The sequence below is a fragment of the Acidobacterium sp. FHG110202_01 genome, assembly GCF_059115305.1.
Genome location: NZ_JBZYWJ010000010.1, coordinates 56,199 through 75,350 on the forward strand (window position 1 = coordinate 56,199; position 19,152 = coordinate 75,350).

General features: G+C 57.5%; 19 protein-coding genes and 2 pseudogenes. 12 read left to right on the plus strand and 9 right to left on the minus strand.

Annotated elements, in window-relative coordinates; all coding sequences use genetic code 11:
• Window positions 1–105 precede the first annotated feature (105 nt).
• The 6 genes from AC5S16_RS19805 to AC5S16_RS19830 all read left to right on the plus strand — a co-directional run bounded on the left by AC5S16_RS19805 (window position 106) and on the right by AC5S16_RS19830 (window position 4,112).
• Window positions 106–1,491: an APC family permease gene (locus AC5S16_RS19805; protein ID WP_493931845.1), complete on the plus strand. Its 1,386-nt coding sequence runs from the start codon at window positions 106–108 to the stop codon at window positions 1,489–1,491.
• Window positions 1,492–1,619: 128 nt separating this feature from the next.
• Window positions 1,620–1,976: a hypothetical protein gene (locus AC5S16_RS19810; RefSeq protein ID WP_493931846.1), complete on the plus strand. Its 357-nt coding sequence runs from the start codon at window positions 1,620–1,622 to the stop codon at window positions 1,974–1,976.
• A 58-nt stretch (window positions 1,977–2,034) separates the two neighbouring features.
• Window positions 2,035–2,622, plus strand: a complete 588-nt coding sequence (locus tag AC5S16_RS19815; RefSeq protein ID WP_493931847.1) for a peptidoglycan recognition protein family protein — start codon at window positions 2,035–2,037, stop codon at window positions 2,620–2,622.
• On the plus strand, window positions 2,609–2,992 hold the full coding sequence (locus AC5S16_RS19820) for a hypothetical protein (RefSeq protein ID WP_493931848.1): 384 nt from the start codon (window positions 2,609–2,611) through the stop codon (window positions 2,990–2,992). Before AC5S16_RS19815 ends, AC5S16_RS19820 begins: the two co-directional genes overlap by 14 nt.
• A gap of 140 nt (window positions 2,993–3,132) precedes the next feature.
• Window positions 3,133–3,405 (plus strand): hypothetical protein, encoded by a 273-nt coding sequence (locus AC5S16_RS19825; RefSeq protein ID WP_493931849.1) that lies wholly within the window; start codon window positions 3,133–3,135, stop codon window positions 3,403–3,405.
• Window positions 3,406–3,659: 254 nt separating this feature from the next.
• Window positions 3,660–4,112, plus strand: coding sequence for a hypothetical protein (locus AC5S16_RS19830; RefSeq protein WP_493931850.1), 453 nt, complete (start codon window positions 3,660–3,662; stop codon window positions 4,110–4,112).
• A gap of 195 nt (window positions 4,113–4,307) precedes the next feature.
• On the opposite strand, the gene AC5S16_RS19835 is transcribed toward AC5S16_RS19830, so the two are convergent.
• From AC5S16_RS19835 to ahcY, 4 genes are all read right to left on the minus strand, one after another.
• The gene (locus tag AC5S16_RS19835) at window positions 4,308–6,512 is read right to left on the minus strand and encodes an alpha-galactosidase (RefSeq protein ID WP_493931851.1); all 2,205 of its coding nucleotides are present in this window, start codon (window positions 6,510–6,512) and stop codon (window positions 4,308–4,310) included.
• Window positions 6,513–6,858: 346 nt separating this feature from the next.
• Window positions 6,859–8,721: an APC family permease gene (locus AC5S16_RS19840; protein WP_493931852.1), complete on the minus strand. Its 1,863-nt coding sequence runs from the start codon at window positions 8,719–8,721 to the stop codon at window positions 6,859–6,861.
• Window positions 8,722–8,775: 54 nt separating this feature from the next.
• Entirely contained in the window at window positions 8,776–10,014 is a 1,239-nt protein-coding gene (locus AC5S16_RS19845; protein WP_493931853.1) for an LssY C-terminal domain-containing protein, read from the minus strand.
• A gap of 230 nt (window positions 10,015–10,244) precedes the next feature.
• Window positions 10,245–11,519 (minus strand): adenosylhomocysteinase, encoded by a 1,275-nt coding sequence (ahcY, locus tag AC5S16_RS19850; protein ID WP_493931854.1) that lies wholly within the window; start codon window positions 11,517–11,519, stop codon window positions 10,245–10,247.
• A 127-nt stretch (window positions 11,520–11,646) separates the two neighbouring features.
• Here ahcY and AC5S16_RS19855 point away from each other — a divergent pair, with 127 nt between their 5' ends.
• Window positions 11,647–11,901 (plus strand): ArsR/SmtB family transcription factor, encoded by a 255-nt coding sequence (locus AC5S16_RS19855; protein ID WP_493931855.1) that lies wholly within the window; start codon window positions 11,647–11,649, stop codon window positions 11,899–11,901.
• A gap of 93 nt (window positions 11,902–11,994) precedes the next feature.
• Window positions 11,995–12,744 carry an SDR family NAD(P)-dependent oxidoreductase gene (locus tag AC5S16_RS19860; protein WP_493931856.1) on the plus strand — a complete coding sequence of 250 codons (750 nt, stop codon included), beginning with the start codon at window positions 11,995–11,997 and terminating at the stop codon, window positions 12,742–12,744.
• Window positions 12,745–12,910: 166 nt separating this feature from the next.
• Here AC5S16_RS19860 and ada read toward each other — a convergent pair whose 3' ends face one another.
• The 4 genes from ada to metK form a co-directional block, all read right to left on the minus strand.
• Window positions 12,911–13,963, minus strand: a complete 1,053-nt coding sequence (gene ada, locus AC5S16_RS19865; protein ID WP_493931857.1) for a bifunctional DNA-binding transcriptional regulator/O6-methylguanine-DNA methyltransferase Ada — start codon at window positions 13,961–13,963, stop codon at window positions 12,911–12,913.
• A 218-nt stretch (window positions 13,964–14,181) separates the two neighbouring features.
• A complete protein-coding gene (locus AC5S16_RS19870; RefSeq protein ID WP_493931858.1) occupies window positions 14,182–14,538 on the minus strand; it encodes a type II toxin-antitoxin system PemK/MazF family toxin in 357 nt (118 codons plus the stop codon).
• Window positions 14,528–14,836: a ribbon-helix-helix domain-containing protein gene (locus AC5S16_RS19875; RefSeq protein WP_493931859.1), complete on the minus strand. Its 309-nt coding sequence runs from the start codon at window positions 14,834–14,836 to the stop codon at window positions 14,528–14,530. The genes AC5S16_RS19870 and AC5S16_RS19875 overlap by 11 nt, the downstream gene beginning before the upstream one ends.
• A 252-nt stretch (window positions 14,837–15,088) precedes the next feature.
• The gene (gene metK / locus AC5S16_RS19880; protein ID WP_493931860.1) at window positions 15,089–16,264 is read right to left on the minus strand and encodes a methionine adenosyltransferase; all 1,176 of its coding nucleotides are present in this window, start codon (window positions 16,262–16,264) and stop codon (window positions 15,089–15,091) included.
• Window positions 16,265–16,457: 193 nt separating this feature from the next.
• Here metK and AC5S16_RS19885 point away from each other — a divergent pair, with 193 nt between their 5' ends.
• From AC5S16_RS19885 to AC5S16_RS19895, 3 genes and pseudogenes are all read left to right on the plus strand, one after another.
• Window positions 16,458–16,724 carry a prevent-host-death protein gene (locus tag AC5S16_RS19885; RefSeq protein ID WP_493931861.1) on the plus strand — a complete coding sequence of 89 codons (267 nt, stop codon included), beginning with the start codon at window positions 16,458–16,460 and terminating at the stop codon, window positions 16,722–16,724.
• Window positions 16,724–16,963: pseudogene (locus AC5S16_RS19890) on the plus strand (PIN domain-containing protein); the annotation flags it as partial. The gene AC5S16_RS19885 and the pseudogene AC5S16_RS19890, both read left to right, overlap by 1 nt.
• Before the next feature lie 32 nt (window positions 16,964–16,995).
• Window positions 16,996–17,160 (plus strand): annotated as a pseudogene (locus AC5S16_RS19895) (PIN domain-containing protein); the annotation flags it as partial.
• Between the two features lie 3 nt (window positions 17,161–17,163).
• On the opposite strand, the gene AC5S16_RS19900 reads toward AC5S16_RS19895, so the two are convergent.
• On the minus strand, window positions 17,164–17,694 hold the full coding sequence (locus tag AC5S16_RS19900) for a helix-turn-helix domain-containing protein (protein ID WP_493931862.1): 531 nt from the start codon (window positions 17,692–17,694) through the stop codon (window positions 17,164–17,166).
• A gap of 347 nt (window positions 17,695–18,041) precedes the next feature.
• Here AC5S16_RS19900 and AC5S16_RS19905 point away from each other — a divergent pair, with 347 nt between their 5' ends.
• Window positions 18,042–19,145: an ABC transporter permease gene (locus AC5S16_RS19905; protein WP_493931863.1), complete on the plus strand. Its 1,104-nt coding sequence runs from the start codon at window positions 18,042–18,044 to the stop codon at window positions 19,143–19,145.
• The last annotated feature ends 7 nt before the right edge of the window (window positions 19,146–19,152 follow it).

Sequence of the window (19,152 nt, forward strand, 5' to 3'; positions counted from 1 at the left end):
GAAATTTTGTTGCTCGGGGATGGCAACGTAGTTTTCATTGCTTCCGGCTAAATAGTTGTGGTTTTCGTGTTGGGCAGACGGTATGCTGGCGCGAATATCTTCTTCATGCTGGAAAAACCCGCTACTCAAAAACTTGCGCGCGAACTGGGGCTGTTTGATCTGACGCTCTACTATCTGGCGAGCGGGCTGAGCCTGCGCTGGGTTGCAACGGCGGCGGCTGCGGGGCCGAGCACGATTCCGATCTGGGTGTTTGCCTGCCTGTTCTTTTATGTGCCGCTTGCGGGCTGCGTGCTGGAGCTTTCTTCGCGCTATCCGGACGAAGGCGGACTGTATGTTTGGACGCAGCGGGCCTTTGGGGACTTTACAGGGTTCATTGCTGCGTGGACTTACTGGATGAGCAATCTGCCTTTTTTCCCGGCGGTGCTTTATTTCGGCGCGGGCAGCGCGCTTTTTGCGGCGGGGAAATCGGGCCAGTATCTGGCGAACAGGGCTTCGTACTATCTGGTGTTTGCGCTGGGGTGGCTTGCTCTCATCACCATTCTGAACATCATCGGGCTGAAGCATGGGAAGTGGTTGAACAGTGTCTGCGCGCTGGGGACGTGGATTCCGGTGACGGTGCTGATTGGGTTGTCGGTGGTGTTTGCGAAGCATTATGGCTCGGCTACGGATTTTTCGTGGCGCAATCTGGTGCCTCATGCGGATTTGAAGAATGCGGTCTTCTGGTCGACGATCTTTTTTGCCTTTGGCGGGTGCGAGACGGGATCGTTTATGGGTGAAGAGATCAAAGACGCGCGGCGCACGATCCCGCGGGCGCTGATTCTGGCTGCTGTCCTGATCACGCTCGGCTACATTGCCGGGACGGTGGCCATGCTGGTGGCTCTGCCGAGCTCCGTTGTCAGCGGATTGAGCGGATTTGCCAACGCTATTCAGCTGATGTGCTCGAAAATGGGGCTGGGATGGCTGATTGCTCCGGTGGTGCTGCTGGTGGTGCTGAACAGCGTGGGCGGAGCGGCCACGTTTCTCTCTTCTACTTCGCGGCTGCCGTTTGTGGCGGGGATCGATCGCTATCTGCCTCCGGTGTTCGGGCATGTGCATCCGCGGTGGCGCACTCCGTGGGTTGCGATTGGGGTTTATGGGCTGGCGGGGATGCTTTGCGCGCTGCTGAGCCAGGCGGGGAGCACGGTGCGCAGCGCTTATGACGTGCTGGTGAGCATGTCGATCATTACTTATTTCATTCCGTTTGCTCTGCTGTTTCTTTCGATGATCCGGCTGCGGATGCCGGGCCGTGAGCTTCGTGCTGTTTTGCTGGCTTTGACTGGTTTGCTGACTACGCTGCTGACGATTGTGCTTTCGGTGATTCCTCCGGAGGAGGAGCCGAATAAGCCTCTGGCGGTGGTTAAGGTGATTGGGTCTACGGTGTTTCTGGTGGGGGCGGGGGTGGTTGTGTATTACTTGTCGGAGCGGAAGAAACGCGTAAAGATTGCGTCCTGATCAATAGCGAATCATTTCCCAGATCGTCGCTGAATCGCGATCATCGTGCTGCGCGACAAAATGTAAAAGGGCGAGTTGCAGAGAAGACGGCGATTCGTGTTAAATCTCGAATTGCGGGAGGTACCTCTATGGCACAGCCTTCAAATGCAACGGTCACCATCGATGGAACCAAGTTCAATGCCATGTCCGCCCACGTGGGCGTAGACACCGATCACGACCACACCGGGATGCCGCAAATGGGCACCCTGCGGTGCGCCATCAGCTGCGATGTAGATATCCACGACACCAAGAACATGCCGTTTGGGACGCTGCAGAACCTCTTCAACCTGGCGAACATCGCTACCCGGGACAGATCAAGGCCATCAAGGTCGAGTTCTGGCAGGATGATGCCCAGCAGGACGCCATCTGTACGTATAGCTTTCAGGGATGGATTTCGGGCTTCCACACCCAGGGCGGCGGAGGCGTCAACCATGTGCTCAGCCTAACCCTGCAGCCCGCACTCGACTCGAAGAACTTCATTGATATGAAGATGGGGAACTGACCATGTTGACCATGGATCAGGACGGAGTCATTCGGGATTCGAAGGTCAAGGTCGAACTCATCCCACAGATCGCGCATGGACCACTGGTGCATATCAATGCGATTGTGGTCCACCAAACTAATTCTTCCACGGCCAAAGGGACCTTGGCCGGATACCGGACTGGTCCAAAGGGCACAGGGGCTCACTTCCTGATTGACAAGGACGGGACTGTGTACCAGGTCGTGCCTCTCAAGAAGAAATGCTGGCATGTCGGCCCGCTCCTTCCAAGGTGCTACGAGATGCACACCTGTATTCCCGAGGAAGAGAAGCTTTATAGCCGCTGGCAGCCTCCGAGTATTGTCAATCCTCGGGAGCAGAAGAAACCATACCCCAAACGCTGGCCGGGGAATTCGGATTCCATCGGTATCGAAATTGTGGGCCTCTACCTGGGCAAAGACACATATGAGAAGCCTACCGATGACCAGCAGCACAAGCTGCAATGGCTTGTCCGTGAATTGCTTGCATCCCTTAACCTGAAGCGGACGGATGTCTACCGTCATCCCCAGGTATCTTCTAAAAACCCCGGGGAGGCCGCAGATGCTGTCTGGTAAGGTCCTTGTAGCGCTGGCTCTCTTTTCCGGTGCCATCCATTATCCGTTGCCGAAGTCCTCGGTTATCAGGATTGGGGAGAAATATGTGAGCCATAAGTACCCCCATTCCATGGCGCTTTTGGCCTGCAAGGACTACAACCTTACTGAGGTGCAGGTCCGGGAACAGTTCCGTACCTATCACAAGCTCCGTGACAGCGAATACCACGACTCCTATATGAATTACCCATGCTGGATTGATGGCACGATAGAGGTCAATGGAAAGACCTACACTTTCTCCAGCGAACTGGGCAACACGATGGAGACCACTTGGCCCGATGGTGTCAACAAGATGCTGGGGGGCAAGCACACGGACGATCTGAGCGGGAAATAGTACCGGGAAATGATAAGGAGAGGCCAAAGATGCTGTCTGGTAAATGGCTGCTCCTTCTGGCGCTGTTTGCCTCTAGCCCGGGGAGACATTATCCGCTTCCTTCCACAGCAGCAATAGTTATAGGCCCGCTTCAGCGCAATATGAAGGATTCGCTTGCGGACTCAGCTTACTGCAAGAACTATCACCTGACAGAACGCCAAGTCCGGATGAAATTCCGAACCTACCATGAATTGACTGGTGAGGAATTTCACTACAAATACGACTATCTTCCGTGCTGGATTGAGGGCACGATCCAGTTTCAGGGCAAGACCTATACCTGGAGCAGTCAGCCGGAAAACACGATGGAGACGACATGGCCGGACGGGGTCAAGAAAACTCTGGGTGGCAGGTATACGGATGACGGCGGGAAGTAGCGCCGCGCGAATATAGACTATGATTGTCCGCTTAGATCATTGAAGATTGCTTGCGGGGAAATGGTGAAGAGAGCGTGATGCTGACGCGGGCCTTCCTGATTGCAATTCTGGCCGCCCTACCGGCTGCAGCGAATAAAGCTGCGAGTTACCGGCTTCCTGCTCAAGCAAAGATCACGATCGGACATTCTCAGTCTGATCCCAACGATGTGTCCAGTTCCCTGGATTGTCTTTCTTTTAAACTCACGGAACCTCACGTGAGACGCATGTTTGCCACCTACCATCTCCTGAAAGACGACGATCTCCATGATCTCTACGACTTCCCCGGCTGCTGGATCGATGGCACTGTAGTACTCCATGAAAAAACCTTTACCTGGCAGGCACGCTCTGGGAATACACTCTCGACGGACTGGCCGGATGGAGTAGTCAAGATGCTTGGAGGCAAACACTCCGAGACACCGGGCGAAGACGGCTGGGGGCAGCGCTATCCACTGCCTTCTACGGCAATCGTGTCGATAGGGTCTACGCAGCATGACCCGAAGGATTCGCTCTCGGATGGTGATTTCTGCAAGCAATACCATCTCACCGAAAGGAAGGTCCGGAAGCAATTCCGTACCTATCATCAGCTGGGGCCGGACGGTGTCAGCAAGGAGCTGGGCGGCAAGTATACGGATGACATGAGCGAAGGCGAGAGCCGCCACGCGAAATAGGCCATCCTGCGAAACCACCCAGGTTAGCTTCGCGAACCCATTCGGCTAGGCTCAGGGCAGGCTCTGGGGCACCCTTTGTGGTGGTTACCGATGCATTAAAAACAGGTCCTTCGACTCCGCTTTGCTCCGCTCAGGATGACAAACTAAATTTTTCATCGTTCAGGATGACAATTCATTAAGTTGTGATGGCTGCGTTTATTGCACTTTGTCGAGGCGGAAGGCTGTGGCCTGGAAGTCGCCTTGCAGGTTGAGGTTTACGCCGTGTTCCATCCAGTAGGCTCCGCTGGCGGTTTCAGGGAGGTGGGCACCGGGTTTTTCTGTGATCCAGTGGAGGCGGTATTGTGCGCTGCTATCGAGGCCGCGCAGGAAGAGGCGCGGATAAGGGTAGCCGAACTGGCTGGAGTGCAGGAAGGCGAAGACTGCGGCCTGGCTGCCGTCGGCGGCTACGGATTCTGTCGCTGAGTACTCGCTGCCGTTGGTGGGCGCGATGAGGCGGTAGAGCGCTCCGTGCTGGACGGTTTCGCGAACCTGCTTGTATTCGGCGATGAGGTGGCTGGAGGTTGCGAAGTCGGCGTCCTGCCAGTGGTTGAGGTTTGCGCCTACTCCCAGGGAACCCTGCATGGAGGAGAGGAAGCGGTACTCGGTGGATGTGGTGGTGCGGCGCGCATCGGTGACCCAGGCCATCATGACGCCGGGGGTGTAGGCGTAGGTGAATCCGTCCTGGATGGTGAGGCGGTCGAAGGGGTCGGTGTTGTCGGAGGGCCAGACTTCGTCGGTGTAGCGGAGGATGCCGAGGTCGACACGGCCGCCGCCGCCGGAGCAGGATTCGAATTCCACCTTGGGGTGCTTGGCGCGGAGGTCCTTGAGGATGGAGTAGAGGTTTTCAACGTACTTGACGTAGACCTTCTTCTGCTCGTCGGGTGCGACGGCAGGCCAGCCAGGCTCGGCCCAGTTGCGGTTGTAGTCCCACTTGATGAATGCGATGTCGTTTTCGCTGAGAAGCTGGTCGAGGAAGTGGAAGACGTAGTCGCGCACATCCGGGCGGGCGAGATTGAGCACAAGCTGGTTGCGGCCTTCGGTGCGCTGGCGTCCGGTGAAGTTCAGGACCCAGTCGGGATGCTTGCGGTAGAGGTCGCTGTCGGGGTTGACCATCTCGGGCTCGACCCAGAGGCCGAAGTCCATGCCGAGGGAGTGCACTTTGTCGATGAGGGGCTTGAGGCCATTGGGGAATTTTTCCTTGTTCACGTACCAGTCGCCGAGTCCGGCGTGGTCATCTTTGCGCTGGCCGAACCAGCCGTCGTCGACGACGAAGCGCTCGACGCCGATCTTTGCTGCCTTTTCGGCAAGGGCTTCCTGGCCCTGTTCAGTGACGTTGAATTCAGTCGCCTCCCATGAGTTGTAGAGGACGGGGCGAGGCTTGGGTTTTGGGGCTTGAGGCAGGATGTTTGCCAGTTCGAATTGATGAAAGAGGCGCGATGCTCCGCCGATGCCGTGGGCGGTGAATCCGCCATAGAAGACGGGGGTTTCGAGCTTTTCGCCGGGGGCGAGCCTGTAGCCGAAGTCGAATGGGTTGTAGCCGCCGGTGATGCGCACCTGGGCGAGCGTGTCCTGCTCAATGGTGATACGCCAGGAGCCGCTCCAGCCTAAGGCGCCGAACCATACGTTGCCGTTGTCCTGATCGGTTGAGTTGCCGCGCTCGATGGCAAACCAGGGGTTGTTCTGGTGGCCGGTGGAGCCGCGGCGGCTTTCGATGACACGCGCGCCGGGGCGGATGGCTTCGTGCTGTACATTCCATTCGCCGGCCCAGCGGCCGGTGAGGTAGTAGAGCCAGTAGTCGGAGCTGTCGGGCAGCGACCAGGTTGCGGCGGCGGATTGCTCGATGAGGAAAGGCTCTCTGGTCTTGTTGGTGATGATGGCGGAGCGTCCGATGACTCCGGTCTTGTCGTCGACCTGATATTTGAGATCGACGAGGATGCTGCGCTCGCTGTCTTTCATGTGAACAGTGAGCGTATTGCCGTCGATGGTGTGGTCGACGTAATGGAGGACGAGATCGCGGTTTCCATCAGGGAAAGTGACTTTGAGTGCGGGCTCATAGAAAAGGCCCTCGCCCCAGCCGGGGAACTCCTGTGGCGTGCTGCTGGCGGACAGATCGAAGGAGGCGTGACCGCTGTTTGCATGGGCGGGGCCTAGCGTGTCGGCTGCTCCAAGGCGCGCTCCCCAGTAAAGGGGCTGGAGCTGGTTGAGATCATTGACGCCGAAGGCATAGGAGACATTCCCTCCGTCGATGCGGAAGACGCGGGTTTGCGTATCGAATTTGATGGATGCGGGCTGCGCGAATGTATACGTGTACATCGGCAGAAACAGAGACAAAGTCAGCAGCAATGATAGGCGAAATTTCATTTTGATGAGGAGGCTCCTTGGAAAGGGTACAGAAAAGTTTGAGGGAAGGGAATATTGAGGATTGGTTGAGATTTGTAGATCCCACCCTATCGCGCAAAACCGGCGCGACAGGATGAGGCACCCCTTGTGATGGCTATCGATGCGAACAAGCGGTTGTTGCTTCGCAACAATTCGCACGAACCTTTAGAGTTTGCTCAGGGCAGGTTTCTTATTGTTCGTGCGGGTCCTTCGACTCCGCGCTACTTCACCCCAGCAAGCAAAGACCGCTTGCCGGGGACCCCGATTACGCGCTTCGCTCAGGATGACAGCCTATTTTTCATCGCTCAGGATGACACTTGTGCGCAGTTTACCGGTTCAGGTACCAGGGGATGTTGATGACTACGATTCTTGAGCTTCCGCGGAGGAGCAGGATCAGCTTGATCAGGTTGGCTCGCTGGTTGTGCAGCAGGTTTTCATACCAGTGCTTTACGACGAGTTCAGGAACGAGGACGGCGATCTGGCGGTCGCTGTATTTTTTTTCTTCGGCGAGGACGTGCTCGACCAGCGGCTGGATGAAGAAGCGGTAGGGGGATTTGATGGTGACCAGTTGAGGCTCGGGTAGTTTTGCTTCCCGCACGGGCTTGAGGACTTTTTCATCCCAGGTGTGGCAGATGCTGTCTTCTTCATCGCCGCAGTCGACGTGGACGGCCTCGACGTCGGGAGACATCATGAGAGCGAAGCGCAGGCCTTTTTCGCTGATGCGGTTCCATTTGTCGATGGGGATGATGACGCGCGGCGGGCGCAGGCCATCGACGCGCAAGGGATCGGGGCAGGCGGTCTCTCTGGCGGTGCGCACGTAGTGGCGGCGGACGATGGTCATGATGGTGATGAGCATGGGGATAAGAAGAGCGGTAACCCATGCTCCTTCAGCGAACTTTGCTACCAGGACAACGAGGGTGGTGATGCCAGTGGCCAGAGCGCCGATGCCGTTGATGAGCATGCGCGCGGTGGCATTGCGCTGGCGGTACCAGTGCACGACCATTCCGGCCTGGGAGAGCGTGAAGGCAAGGAATGCTCCGATGGCGTAGAGCGGGATGAGGCGGTCGGTGACGCCGTCGAAGAGAATGAGCAGCGCAGCGGTGAAGGTGACCAGCGCGTAGATACCGTGCGAGTAGAGCAGCCTGCGTCCACGGAGGATGAAGACGTGCGGCAGATAGTTGCGCAGGGCGATGGAGCGCGCGAGGCGCGGGAAGTCAGCGAAGGCGGTATTGGCGGAGAGCGCCAGCACGAGCAGGATGGAGGCGATGGTGACATAGTAGAAGATGCCCTTGCCGGCCACGGCGGCAGTGAGTTGCGAGAGGACACTTTCATATCCGGGCTTGCCCGGGTCGGTTGCACCAATGCCATAAGCGCGGCAGAGGAAAGCGATTCCAGCGAGCAGTACGATGAGCAGGGCGATGATGATGGTCAGCGTGGCCTTAGCGTTTTTTGTTCTTGGGTCGCGGAAGGCCATGACGCCGTTGCTGACTGCTTCGACACCGGTCATGGCGGTGCAGCCACTCGAGAAGACCTTGAGCAGCAGCCACAGGGTAAGGGCGGTAGTTGCCGGGGGCAAGTGCGGCGGAGCGGTGACGGGTGTGGGATGGCCTCCGGTGGCGAGCACGTGGAAGATGCCCAGGCCGATGACAACGAGCAGAGAGCCGAGGAACAGATACGTGGGAATCATGAAGGCGACGCCGGTGTCGCGCACGCCGCGCATGTTGATCAGCGTGAGGATGAGGAGGATTCCGAGACACAGCAGGAGAGTGTGCCGCTGCAGAGAGGGGACGGCGGAGACGAGCGCGCCCACTCCGGCAGAAATGCCGACGGCCGCGGTGAGAATGTAGTCGATCATGAGGGCAGCGGCGGCGAGCAGGCCGGGGCCGTTGCCGAGGTTCTCGGTCGCTACGGTATAGGAGCCTCCGCCGCTGGGATAGGCTTCGATGGTCTGGCGGTAGGAGAAATAAACAATGACGAGCAGGATGATGATGGCCGTGCTGATGGGCACGATGTGCGCCACGCCGGCTGCGCCCAGCGGGATGAGCAGGGTCAGTGCAGCTTCAGGGCCGTATGCGGCGGAGCTGAGGGCATCGAGGCCGAAGATGGGGATGCCCGCGCCGGGACCGATCTGTTCGGCGCGTTCTTCTGAGGTGGCGAGAGGACGGCCAAACAGCAGGTCGAGTGTTCGCATGCTCCCGAATATGGTACCTGCTTTGGAATAAAAACCGCGTAAGGGGGTGCATTTTTACCGCAGCATCATGACCACGATGCGTCCATCAGAGTGGAAGTTTCCGCCAGTTGCGGTGCGGGCCGTGGTCAACGGATTACCGGGGCTGACATAGGCGGCGCCGGTCAGCACACCGGCGGCAGCGAAGCTTTGCTGGATGAAGTCGCGCTCCACGTCGATGTTGGGGTCGATGTGATGGGTGACGCTGCCGTTGCGCTGGTCCTTTTCAAAGCCGTTGTCATGCGTGGCTGAGCCTACCCATAACGGCTTGCCGTCGATGGCCTGGGTTGTCTGCCAGACGCGGAGATGGTGGCGGACGGCGGCGACGGCGATGGGATCGGCGCGGGCAAAAGATAAATCCTGTGGACGGCCGAAGAGGTAGAGGGTACTCATCGGCATTTCGGTGTAGGTCTGGTGCTGGAGCGTTGCCAGCAGGCCATGAACGATAGCGTCCTGCGTAGTTTTGTCGACAGAGGTCCAGCCGGCGGCGGTGAAGGCGCTCTGCACCTGACTTTTGGTTCCGATGATGGCGAAGTTCACCATGTCACCGGGATCGCCCTGCTGGTCCTGCACGCGACGGGGAATATTGGCGAACAATGCAGGCGAGAGCAGGTTGCCGAGGTTCACGGATGCGGCAGGCGAGACTGCGGTCTGCGACTTCGAGAGCTTCATTCTGACGGAATAGCTGCCGTCACCGGAGAGGTCGCTGCTCAGGTTGACGTTGAGGAAGAGCTTGCCGGCCATGGTCACGTCCATCTGCTTGTTAGCACCGATGGTAAAGGGGACGGATGCCTGGCTGCTGCTGATGCGGCCGATCAGTGTTCCTACATTTCCGTTCGGGAAAGGGAACTGGCGGATCAGATCTTTCCAGCCGCGCTGTGAGCCGTCGGGTGTGGTGGAGCGGCTGTCGGAAATTGTAACTGTTCCGGTTGCTGTAAAGCTGAGGCGGTCGCCGGGTCCGACGGTCACACCGGTATCGACCCAGTCGCCGGGTGTGACTTTGAAGGAATAGGAGTCCTTGCGCAAGGAGAGGACTTTTGCGTCCAGAGTCTTTGCCTGAATGAGCTGGACGCCGGGGCGCACTTCAACGGTTGCGGGAGCGGATGAGGACTGGCTCTTTGTATTGGCTGCGGCGGCCTGGTCCTGGCCTGGGGGGGACTCGAAGTCGCGCACTGGGGGATTCTGCTGCTGGGCACCGGTGCTGAGGGCGAGTGTTAAGAAGAGGACATAGCTGAACGAGGTTGAGGGAATGCGCATGGTCCTGTTCCTTATGGACGCGGACGGGGAAAGAAAAGTCGTGGAGTCGAATTTAGTTAAGCTGACATCCTTCACTTCCAGTAAAACTCGCTGGAGCTAAGAAGTAAAATCCGACTCTGAGTCAAAATGCGAAAACCCTTTTCACCACAGAGGACACAGAGAGCACAGAGCAGCAGCAAAAAGCCCCAGCCGCAAGGCCGGGGCTTTTCGAGGTTGAAACTGCCTTGTTTCTATGTGCCTTCCGACCAGCTGGCCAGGTATTCTTCCTGTTCCGGCGTGAGGCGGTCGATGCCGACGCTCATGGCATCGAGTTTCAGCTTGGCGACGCGCTTGTCGAGCTCCTGCGGAACCGAGTAGACCTTCTTTTCGAGGCTGGCGTGGTTCTTGATCAGGTACTCGGCGGCGAGGGCCTGGTTGGCGAAGCTCATATCCATGACCGAAGCCGGGTGGCCTTCAGCGGATGCAAGATTGATCAGGCGGCCTTCGCCGAGCAGATAAATCTTGCGGCCGTCGCGCATGGCGTACTCATCGACGAATTCGCGGGTTGCGCGCTTGGAGGAAGCGATGCGCTCAAGCGCCGGGATGTCGATTTCGACGTTGAAGTGGCCGGAGTTGGCGACGATCGCGCCGTTCTTCATGGTTTCGAAGTGCTCCTGGCGGATGACGCTCTTGTTGCCGGTGACGGTGACGAAGATATCGCCCTGCTTGGCGGCCTCGTTCATGCTCATGACGCGGAAGCCGTCCATGACTGCTTCGAGGGCCTTGGTGGGATCGACTTCGGTCACGATGACTTCTGCGCCCATACCGCGCGCGCGCAGAGCCAGACCGCGTCCGCACCAGCCGTATCCGGCGACGACGAACTTGGAGCCGGCGAGCAGCACATTGGTGCAGCGGATCACGCCGTCCAGCGTTGACTGGCCGGTGCCGTAGCGGTTGTCGAACATGTGCTTGGTGAGCGCATCGTTGACGGCGACGACGGGATAGCGGAGAACGCCATCCTTGGACATAGCGCGAAGGCGAATGACGCCGGTCGTGGTTTCTTCAGTACCGGCGATGACGCCGTCGAGAGCATCCTGGCGCTTGGTGTGCAGCAGGTGGACGAGGTCGCAGCCGTCATCCATGGTGATGTGCGGCTTGTGGTCAATGGCCGCGATGATGTGGGAATAATAGCTGTCGTTGTCTTCGCCCTTGATGGCGTAGGTCTGAATGTTGAAGTCGCGCGCCAGCGATGCGGCCACGTCGTCCTGAGTGGAGAGCGGGTTCGATGCGCAGAGGGCCACGTCAGCGCCACCGTCGCGCAGAGTGATCATAAGGTTGGCGGTTTCAGTGGTGACGTGCAGGCAGGCGGCGACGCGAATGCCTTTGAGAGGCTGGTTCTTGATGAATTCTTTGCGGATGGTCTGCAAAACGGGCATCGACTGGTTTGCCCACTCAATGCGCTTGCGTCCCTGGTCAGCCAGGTCAAGATTTTTTACATGATGCAGGGTAGCTGTCGTTGTTGCCATAGATTCTCCAAAGCCAGTAGATGCGATATTAGGTCTTCCCAATTACCTTAAGAGGATACCATCTGTTCCAAAAGGGTACGATGAGAGGGTGGCTCCGGGGAAGACAGTCCAGCTTACAGCTAAACAGATGACGCGTATCTCCCACGCGCTGGCCGATCCTCGCCGTTACGAAATCCTGAAACAGATCGGGGACCAGGAACGCTGCCTGGCCTGCCAGTGCCTGCGGGAGAAGCTGCCCATCAGCGCGGCCACACTCTCCCACCATGTTAAGGAGCTGGAGACGGCGGGACTGATTGAGATTGAGCGCGAAGGGAAATTCGCCAACCTTTCGCTGCGGCGCGATGTGTTGCAGGCCTACCTCGACCAATTAGCCAGGATTTAACTTCCGAGTTTGCGACTTTTTTCTGGTCCCATCATCAATTTGACAGTTATCGAAATATCGAAGTTTTTGACTTCGAGACAGGGGTAAGAACTTATGGGTAAGCTTCAGGGAAAAGTCGCTGTGGTTACGGGCGCTTCGAAGGGAATTGGCGCGGCTATTGCAAAGCAATACGCGGCTGAGGGCGCATCGGTGGTGGTGAACTACGCGTCGAGCAAAGAAGGCGCGGACCGTGTGGTGGCTGAGATCAAGAGCAAGGGCGGGAAGGCGGTTGCCGTCCAGTCTGATCTGTCGAAGCCGGCGGAGATTGGTCGCCTTTTCGATGAAACGAAGAAGGCGTTCGGCAAGCTGGATATTCTGGTGAACAATGCCGGGGTGTACGAGTTCCAGCCGCTCGAAAATATCACGGAAGAGCACTACCGGAGACATTTCGACCTGAATGTGCTGGGGCTGGTACTGGCTTCGCAGGAAGCGGCCAAGCATTTCAATTCCGAGGGCGGAAGCATTATCAATATCAGCTCGACGGTCACGAGTGTCACGCCACCAGCTACGACGATCTATACGGGCACGAAGGGCGCGGTGGATGCGGTTACCAGGACGCTCGCAAAGGAACTGGGCCCGCGCAAGATTCGCGTGAATGCCATCAATCCGGGAATGGTGGTGACGGAGGGCGTACAGGCGGCCGGATTTGACAAGAGCGACTTCCGCACGCAGCTTGAAGCGCAGACTCCGCTTGGGCGCATTGGCCAGCCTGAGGATATTGCTCCTGCTGCGGTTTTCTTTGCTTCTTCTGATTCTTCGTGGATTACGGGAGAAGTGCTGCGGATTGCCGGTGGATTGCGGTGATTGTGATGCCACCCTATCGTCGTGTGTTTAACGGTAGGGTGACATCCGGTATTCTGCGAAGAACCCAGGTTAGCTACGCGAACCTGGGGCACCCTCTTATGTGGCTACCGACGCGAAAAGCAGGTCCTTCCCCTTCACTTACGTTCAGGGTCAGGATGACAACTCGTTAGTCAATTGAAGCATGCTCCAGTTTGAGCAGCTTCTTTTTTCTTTCCAGACCCCAGCGATATCCAGTCAGCGTGCCGTCGCTGCCGATGACGCGATGGCAGGGCACGACCACGGCTACGGGGTTGGTTGCGCAGGCCCTGGCTACTGCCCGGACTGCGGTTGGCTGGCCGATTTCCTGCGCGATCTGGGAGTAGGTGCGGGTTTCACCGCGCGGGATATGCCGCAGGGCTTCCCATACGCGGCGCTGGAAGGCTGTGGCTCTTACATCGAGCGGCAGCTCCAGTGCGACAGGGTGCTCGGTCATCTGCGCCAGGATTTGCTTGACTGTTTCGCCGAGGCCTTTTTCGTCGTGCTGCCTGCTTGATTCAGGGAAGCGCGATGCGAGGTCGTCCTCAAGCTCACTGGCCAGCGAGCCGAAGGCAGTCGCGCAGACTCCCAGGTCCGTTGCGGCCACCAGCATTTTTCCCAGGGGCGAATCAGTGATCGAGTAACGGATGGTTACATCTTTTCCGCCACGGCGATATTCAGTTGGCGTCATGCCCAGGTGCTCGCTCGAGGATTCATAGAGCCGGCTGCTCGACGCGAATCCGGCTTCGTAGATGGCTGTGGTGACGCTGTCGTGCGCGAGAAGATTTTCCCGGAAGCGCTCCATGCGGCGCGCCTGCTGATACTCGCGCGGCGAGATTCCGAGATAGCGGCGGAAGAGACGCTGGGTGTGGAAGGCGCTGAGGCCGACTGACTTGCCCAGTTTTTCAAGCTTCACAGTGTTGTCGAGATTGCGCTCGATGTAATCGCACGCCTGCGTCAGGATGTGCGCCTGCGGGTGCACCTGCTCGGGCAGGCAGCGCTTGCAGGCGCGATATCCGGCGCGCTGCGCCATTTCGCTGGTGGGGAAGAATTCGACTGAGGCCCGCAACGGACGGCGACTGGGGCAGGATGGCCGGCAGTAGATTCCTGTGGTGCGTACGGCGTAAACGAAGAGCATGTCGGCGGACGCCTGACGGGATTCCACCATCTGCCATGCCTGATCCCAAACCTGAACTGTGCTCATATCAACCTCGCTTTCTTTCTTCTGGGGTGATCTTCGCGCAGGCGGGATGGGTAGATCACTCCGCTTCTTGCTTTCGAATTTTTTGTTTCCGGGCACTGGTTATGTTGATTAGCGGCGGGTGTTTGGGGATTCTTGCCAACCTCGAAAAATCAAAAGCTTAACCGCAGAGGACGCTGAGGTGGCGCAGAGATGTGTCTTTCCCGGTGGACATGCAGTTCTCAACTTTTCAGGCCCAGACTTATCCGAAGCGCACCATCTATAAGGGCCATGGTTTCCAGGCCCAATGTGCCGTAAATACCGCGAAATCTACGCTGGTCTACGGTGCGGATTTGATCGCACAGGGCGTAGCTGTCTTTTGTTGTTCCACCATCGCCTTTCCTGACCAACACATAGATGGGTGACGGCTTTTTAATATGCGCTGTGCCTGTCAATGGAACGATGATGGTGGTCGATGAAAACCGGTTGCCGATGTCATTCTGGACGACAACGCAGGGGCGTGATCGTCCCTGCTCATGCCCCACAACGGGATCCAGGGTGACCTCGACGACCATTCCCCTGAAGGGCTTACCGATCATCGAAGCTCTCTTTGTCAATATGGGCGAATTCTTTCGCGAGGCCGAGGTTCATTGGAGCGTTGGCGGCATAGGCGGCGGCCAGCTCGAGTTCGAATTTTTCTTTTTCCATGTCATCGAGAAGCTGTTCTACGGCTGTACGGATGAACTCACTTCTGTTTTTTTCGAGTTTGGCCGCTGCGTCGTCAGCCCGCTGAAGCAGGTTCCGGGGGAATTCGATAAGGACGCGCTCTTTGGTGATGCGGACGGCCTTGTGCTTCGCCGGGGTGGGTCGCTTTGTTTTTCCAGCTGTAGTTCCCATAGATCGGATCCTATTAATAATTATATATAGGCGTATATAAAAATATCTATCAGGATTAAGGAGGGAAATCTACCGCCAAGACACCAAGGGCGCCAAGGTTCCGCAAAGAAAACTTTTTACCACAGAGAACACGGAGAGCACAGAGAATTTCAGCGAAATCCGGGGTTTAAGGGATAATCTCTTCGCAAAGTAAAAAGGCAGGCCCGGAGGCCTGCCTTGAAGGTTTTGCGCGAAGCGCTTGTGCCTGAACGGCTAGTTCTTCGTGGCTTCGACTTTCAGGCCGGCCTGTTCACGCAGGGCTGCGGCCTTGTCGGTTGCTTCCCAGGTGAAGTCCTTGTCGCTGCGGCCGAAGTGGCCGTAGGCTGCGGTTTTCTTGTAGACCGGGCGGCGCAGGTTCAGGCTTTCGATGATGTCCTTGGGCGTCAGCTTGAAGTTGGCGCGGACCAGCTCTTCGAGCTTCTTGGCTTCGACTTTGCCGGTGCCGAAGGTGTCCACGAGAACGCTGACCGGCTCGGCCACGCCGATGGCGTAGGCAAGCTGCACTTCGCAGCGGTCTGCGAGTCCGGAGGCCACGATGTTCTTGGCGATGTAGCGCGCCATGTAGGCAGCGGAGCGGTCGACCTTCGTCGGGTCCTTGCCCGAGAAGGCGCCGCCGCCGTGACGGCCCATGCCGCCGTAGGTGTCGACGATGATCTTGCGGCCGGTGAGACCGGAGTCGCCCATCGGTCCGCCGATAACGAAGCGGCCGGTCGGGTTGATGTGGTACTTGGTGTTCTCGTCGAGGAGGTTGGCGGGAAGGACGGCCTGTATGACGTTCTTGAGAATGTCGGAGCGGAGCTCTTCGTTCGAGACGGTCTCGGCGTGCTGGGTCGAGATGACGACGGCGTCGATGCGAACCGGCTTGCCTTCGGCGTTGTACTCGACTGTGACCTGGCTCTTGCCGTCGGGACGCAGGTAGGACATTTTGCCGCTCTTGCGGACTTCGCTGAGACGCCTGGTCAGCTTGTGCGCCAGAGAGATGGGGGCCGGCATCAGCTCCTCGGTCTCGTTGGTGGCATAGCCGAACATCATGCCCTGGTCACCGGCGCCACCGGTATCGACGCCCATGGCGATGTCGCCCGACTGCTTGTTGATGGACGAGATGACGGCGCAGGTGTTGGAGTCGAAGCCGTAAAGGGCGTTGTCGTAGCCGATGGCTGCGACTACGCCGCGTACCAGCGTCTGGAAATCGACGTAGGCCTGGGTGGTGATTTCGCCGGCGATGACGACGAGGCCGGTCGCGGTCAGGGTCTCGCAGGCGACGCGGCTGTAGGGGTCCTGCTCGAGGCAGGCGTCGAGGATGGCGTCGGAAATCTGGTCTGCGATTTTATCGGGATGGCCTTCGGTGACAGATTCAGAGGTGAATAAAAACTTGTCGCGTGCGGACAAAGAGTATCTCCCTTGGTTGCGGATAGCCTGCCTTCAGGCGTCGTTACGATGGTACTAGACGGCAGGGGCGGGAGCAAAGGTTGTCCCTCAGGAGGGAAGAGCAGCTGTCCAGCGGGGATTCTGGGGCAGTAAATGGTTTTTCTGCTTCATTTTGTGAAGTTGTGTACACTTATATGTACACATGGAGAATGCTATGCCTGCAATGAAGGTTGGCATCCGGGAATTTCGAGAGCAGATTGCCCGTTTTCTGGAATCGGATAAACCCGTTGCGATCACCAGACGCGGCGTGACTGTGGGCGTCTACGTTCCTACACCCCGGAAACATGTCAGATCAGCCGATCTTGGCGAACTCAAGGCGGCGGCCGATGAACTAGCCGCTGCCCTGGCTGACCTGAGCGAAGAGGAAATTGTTACTGACTTCAAACAATGGCGCAACCGTAAGAAGGACACGACGCGCTGATGATTGTTCTGGATGCGAATATCCTCATCCGTGCAATCCTGGGGAAACGCGTTGGACATCTTCTTGAAGAGTATTCAGTGCATGGGGTTCGGTTTTATGAGCCTGATACTGCATACTCCGAGGCCGAGGAGTATCTGCCAGTCCTTTTGAAGAAAAAGGGCTGGTCTGGGCCCAATGTTTCAGTTGCACTCCGGTACTTACAGCGCTTCATTGAGCCGCTAGACAGGGAATCTTATGTGCTCCTTGAGGAGGAAGCCAGACAGCGTTTACAAGGACGGGACGGGATGAAGAGGATTGGCCTGTACTTGCTGCTGCGCTCATGCTGTCATGCGCGATATGGACGGAAGACAGAGATTTCTTTGGGACAGGCGTCGCTATCTGGACTACGAGCAACATTGAAATTTTCTTAAAAGCGCAAACGGAGCCCAGAGAATAGCCGCTACAGAGCCAATGATTTCTGAAGCTGTAACCGCTCATCCATATTCGGGAGAACGGGCAGTTGAGCCGTGTCTGTTGCGGGTGCGGAGAGGGATTGGCGGTGTTGCTCGGCGGTGGCAATGCGGTGACTTACGTAATGCCAGACGAACCATCCCAGGACCGAGAGAAGGATGAGGAGCACGGCAACACCTGTCCAGCGGAGGCGCATTTCCGGGCGAAGGTCGGTGTGGTTGCGGGTCTTGCCTACGTTTTCTGCGAATTCGATCCAGTTGGCGTCGTCGTCCTTGAGCTGTCCGCTCTGCTGGTAGGCAGACATGAAACGGTCGACCCACACGTTTTCATCGAGGCCGACAATGCGGGCGTAGCCGCGCACGATGCCCTTGTTGAAGACGCCGCCGGGCAGAATATCGAAGTGCTCCTGTTCAAGAGCCAGCAGATGGCGGCCGCTGATCTTGGTTGCGTCGGTGATGGCCTCGAGGGCAACACCGCGAGACTCCCGTTCTTTTCGCAAATCTTCGCCGAACTGACCCATGTTTCCTGTTCCTGCGCAAATCTCCCTGGGGTTGAAAGCGGAAAATTTCCGGTCAAAATCTAGCGTTATCGAGCGTAAAGCGAAGGGTTCTATGCCCTGTCTCTAGTGCACAACATAAAACTCTGAAGCTGACAAGTCAAAGCAAAATCCTTTATTTTCGTGGTTCTTGCCGCTCCAAATGAAGAAAACGTAACCTCAGAAATTCGAGTCCGGAAGAATTTTTAAATCGATTTTTCTTCTTGTTGCTGCCCTGCTGGCTCACATTATCGGCAGTTGCACCAGCTTTGTTACACTCAAAATTCGAGATATCCGTGTTTTGTACCGGAATGGGACGGTAATCTGCCTGCATGAATAAGCTTGTCGTCGGCAATCTGTTGCATCGCCCAATACGCACCCTGATCGGCGTTTTTGCCGTTGCAGTCGAGGTGGTCATGATCCTGTCCATTGTCGGGATCTTTATCGGGCAGATTGATTATTCGCGCCAGCAGACCAATGGCATTGGGGCGAACCTGATTGTCCGTCCGCCGAATGCGAGCTTCATTACTGGCGTCAGCGGCGCGCCTGTTCCGGCGAAAGTTGCCGATGTTCTTGGGAAGCTGCAGCATGTCGCGGTGGCGACGCCGGTGATTCAGGATTTCAGCCTGGGCAGCTCGATCGAGGTCAACTGGGGCATCGATTTTGACGGATTCAACGCCCTGAAGCCGTTCAACTTTATTGCGGGAACAAGATTTCAGGGACCGGATGACATCCTGGTGGATGATGTTTTTGCTCGCGCGAATGGCGGCCACCATATCGGTGAGACGATCCAGATCAAGAATCATCCCTTCCGCATCTGCGGCATTGTGGAGCATGGACGGGGGGGACGGAAGTTTATTCCCATTCGCACGCTGGGCGAGATGATCGGGAACCCCGACAACGCATCTGCGTTTTATCTGCGCACGGACGACCCCGCGAATCAGGAACTGGTTCGTCAGGAAATCAAGAACACGCCGGGCCTCAGCCAGTACCAGGTGACAACGATTGAAGAGGCGATGTCACAGATGACGGCTGGGCACCTGCCGGGCTTCAATGCTGCACTGAACAGCGTAATCGGCATTGCAGTGGTGATTGGCTTCATCGTTGTTTTTCAAACGATGTACACGGCGGTCATGGAGCGCACGCGCGAGATCGGCATCCTGAAGTCGCTTGGGGCTTCGCGCGGATACATCACCAATGTAGTGCTGCGGGAAGCGGCGATGATCTCGATTGCCGGCATTGTTCTTGGCGTCGGCGTCACCTACCTGCTCAAGTTCGGATTGAACTACCGCTATCCTGCGCTGCCGTTTCCGGTGAGTCTTGACTGGCGCATTCGGGCGGCGCTGATTGCCTTCTTCGGGTCGATCCTGGGGGCGCTTTATCCGGCGCTCAAGGCTGCGCGCAAGGATCCTATCGACGCGCTGGCTTACGAATAAATCAAAA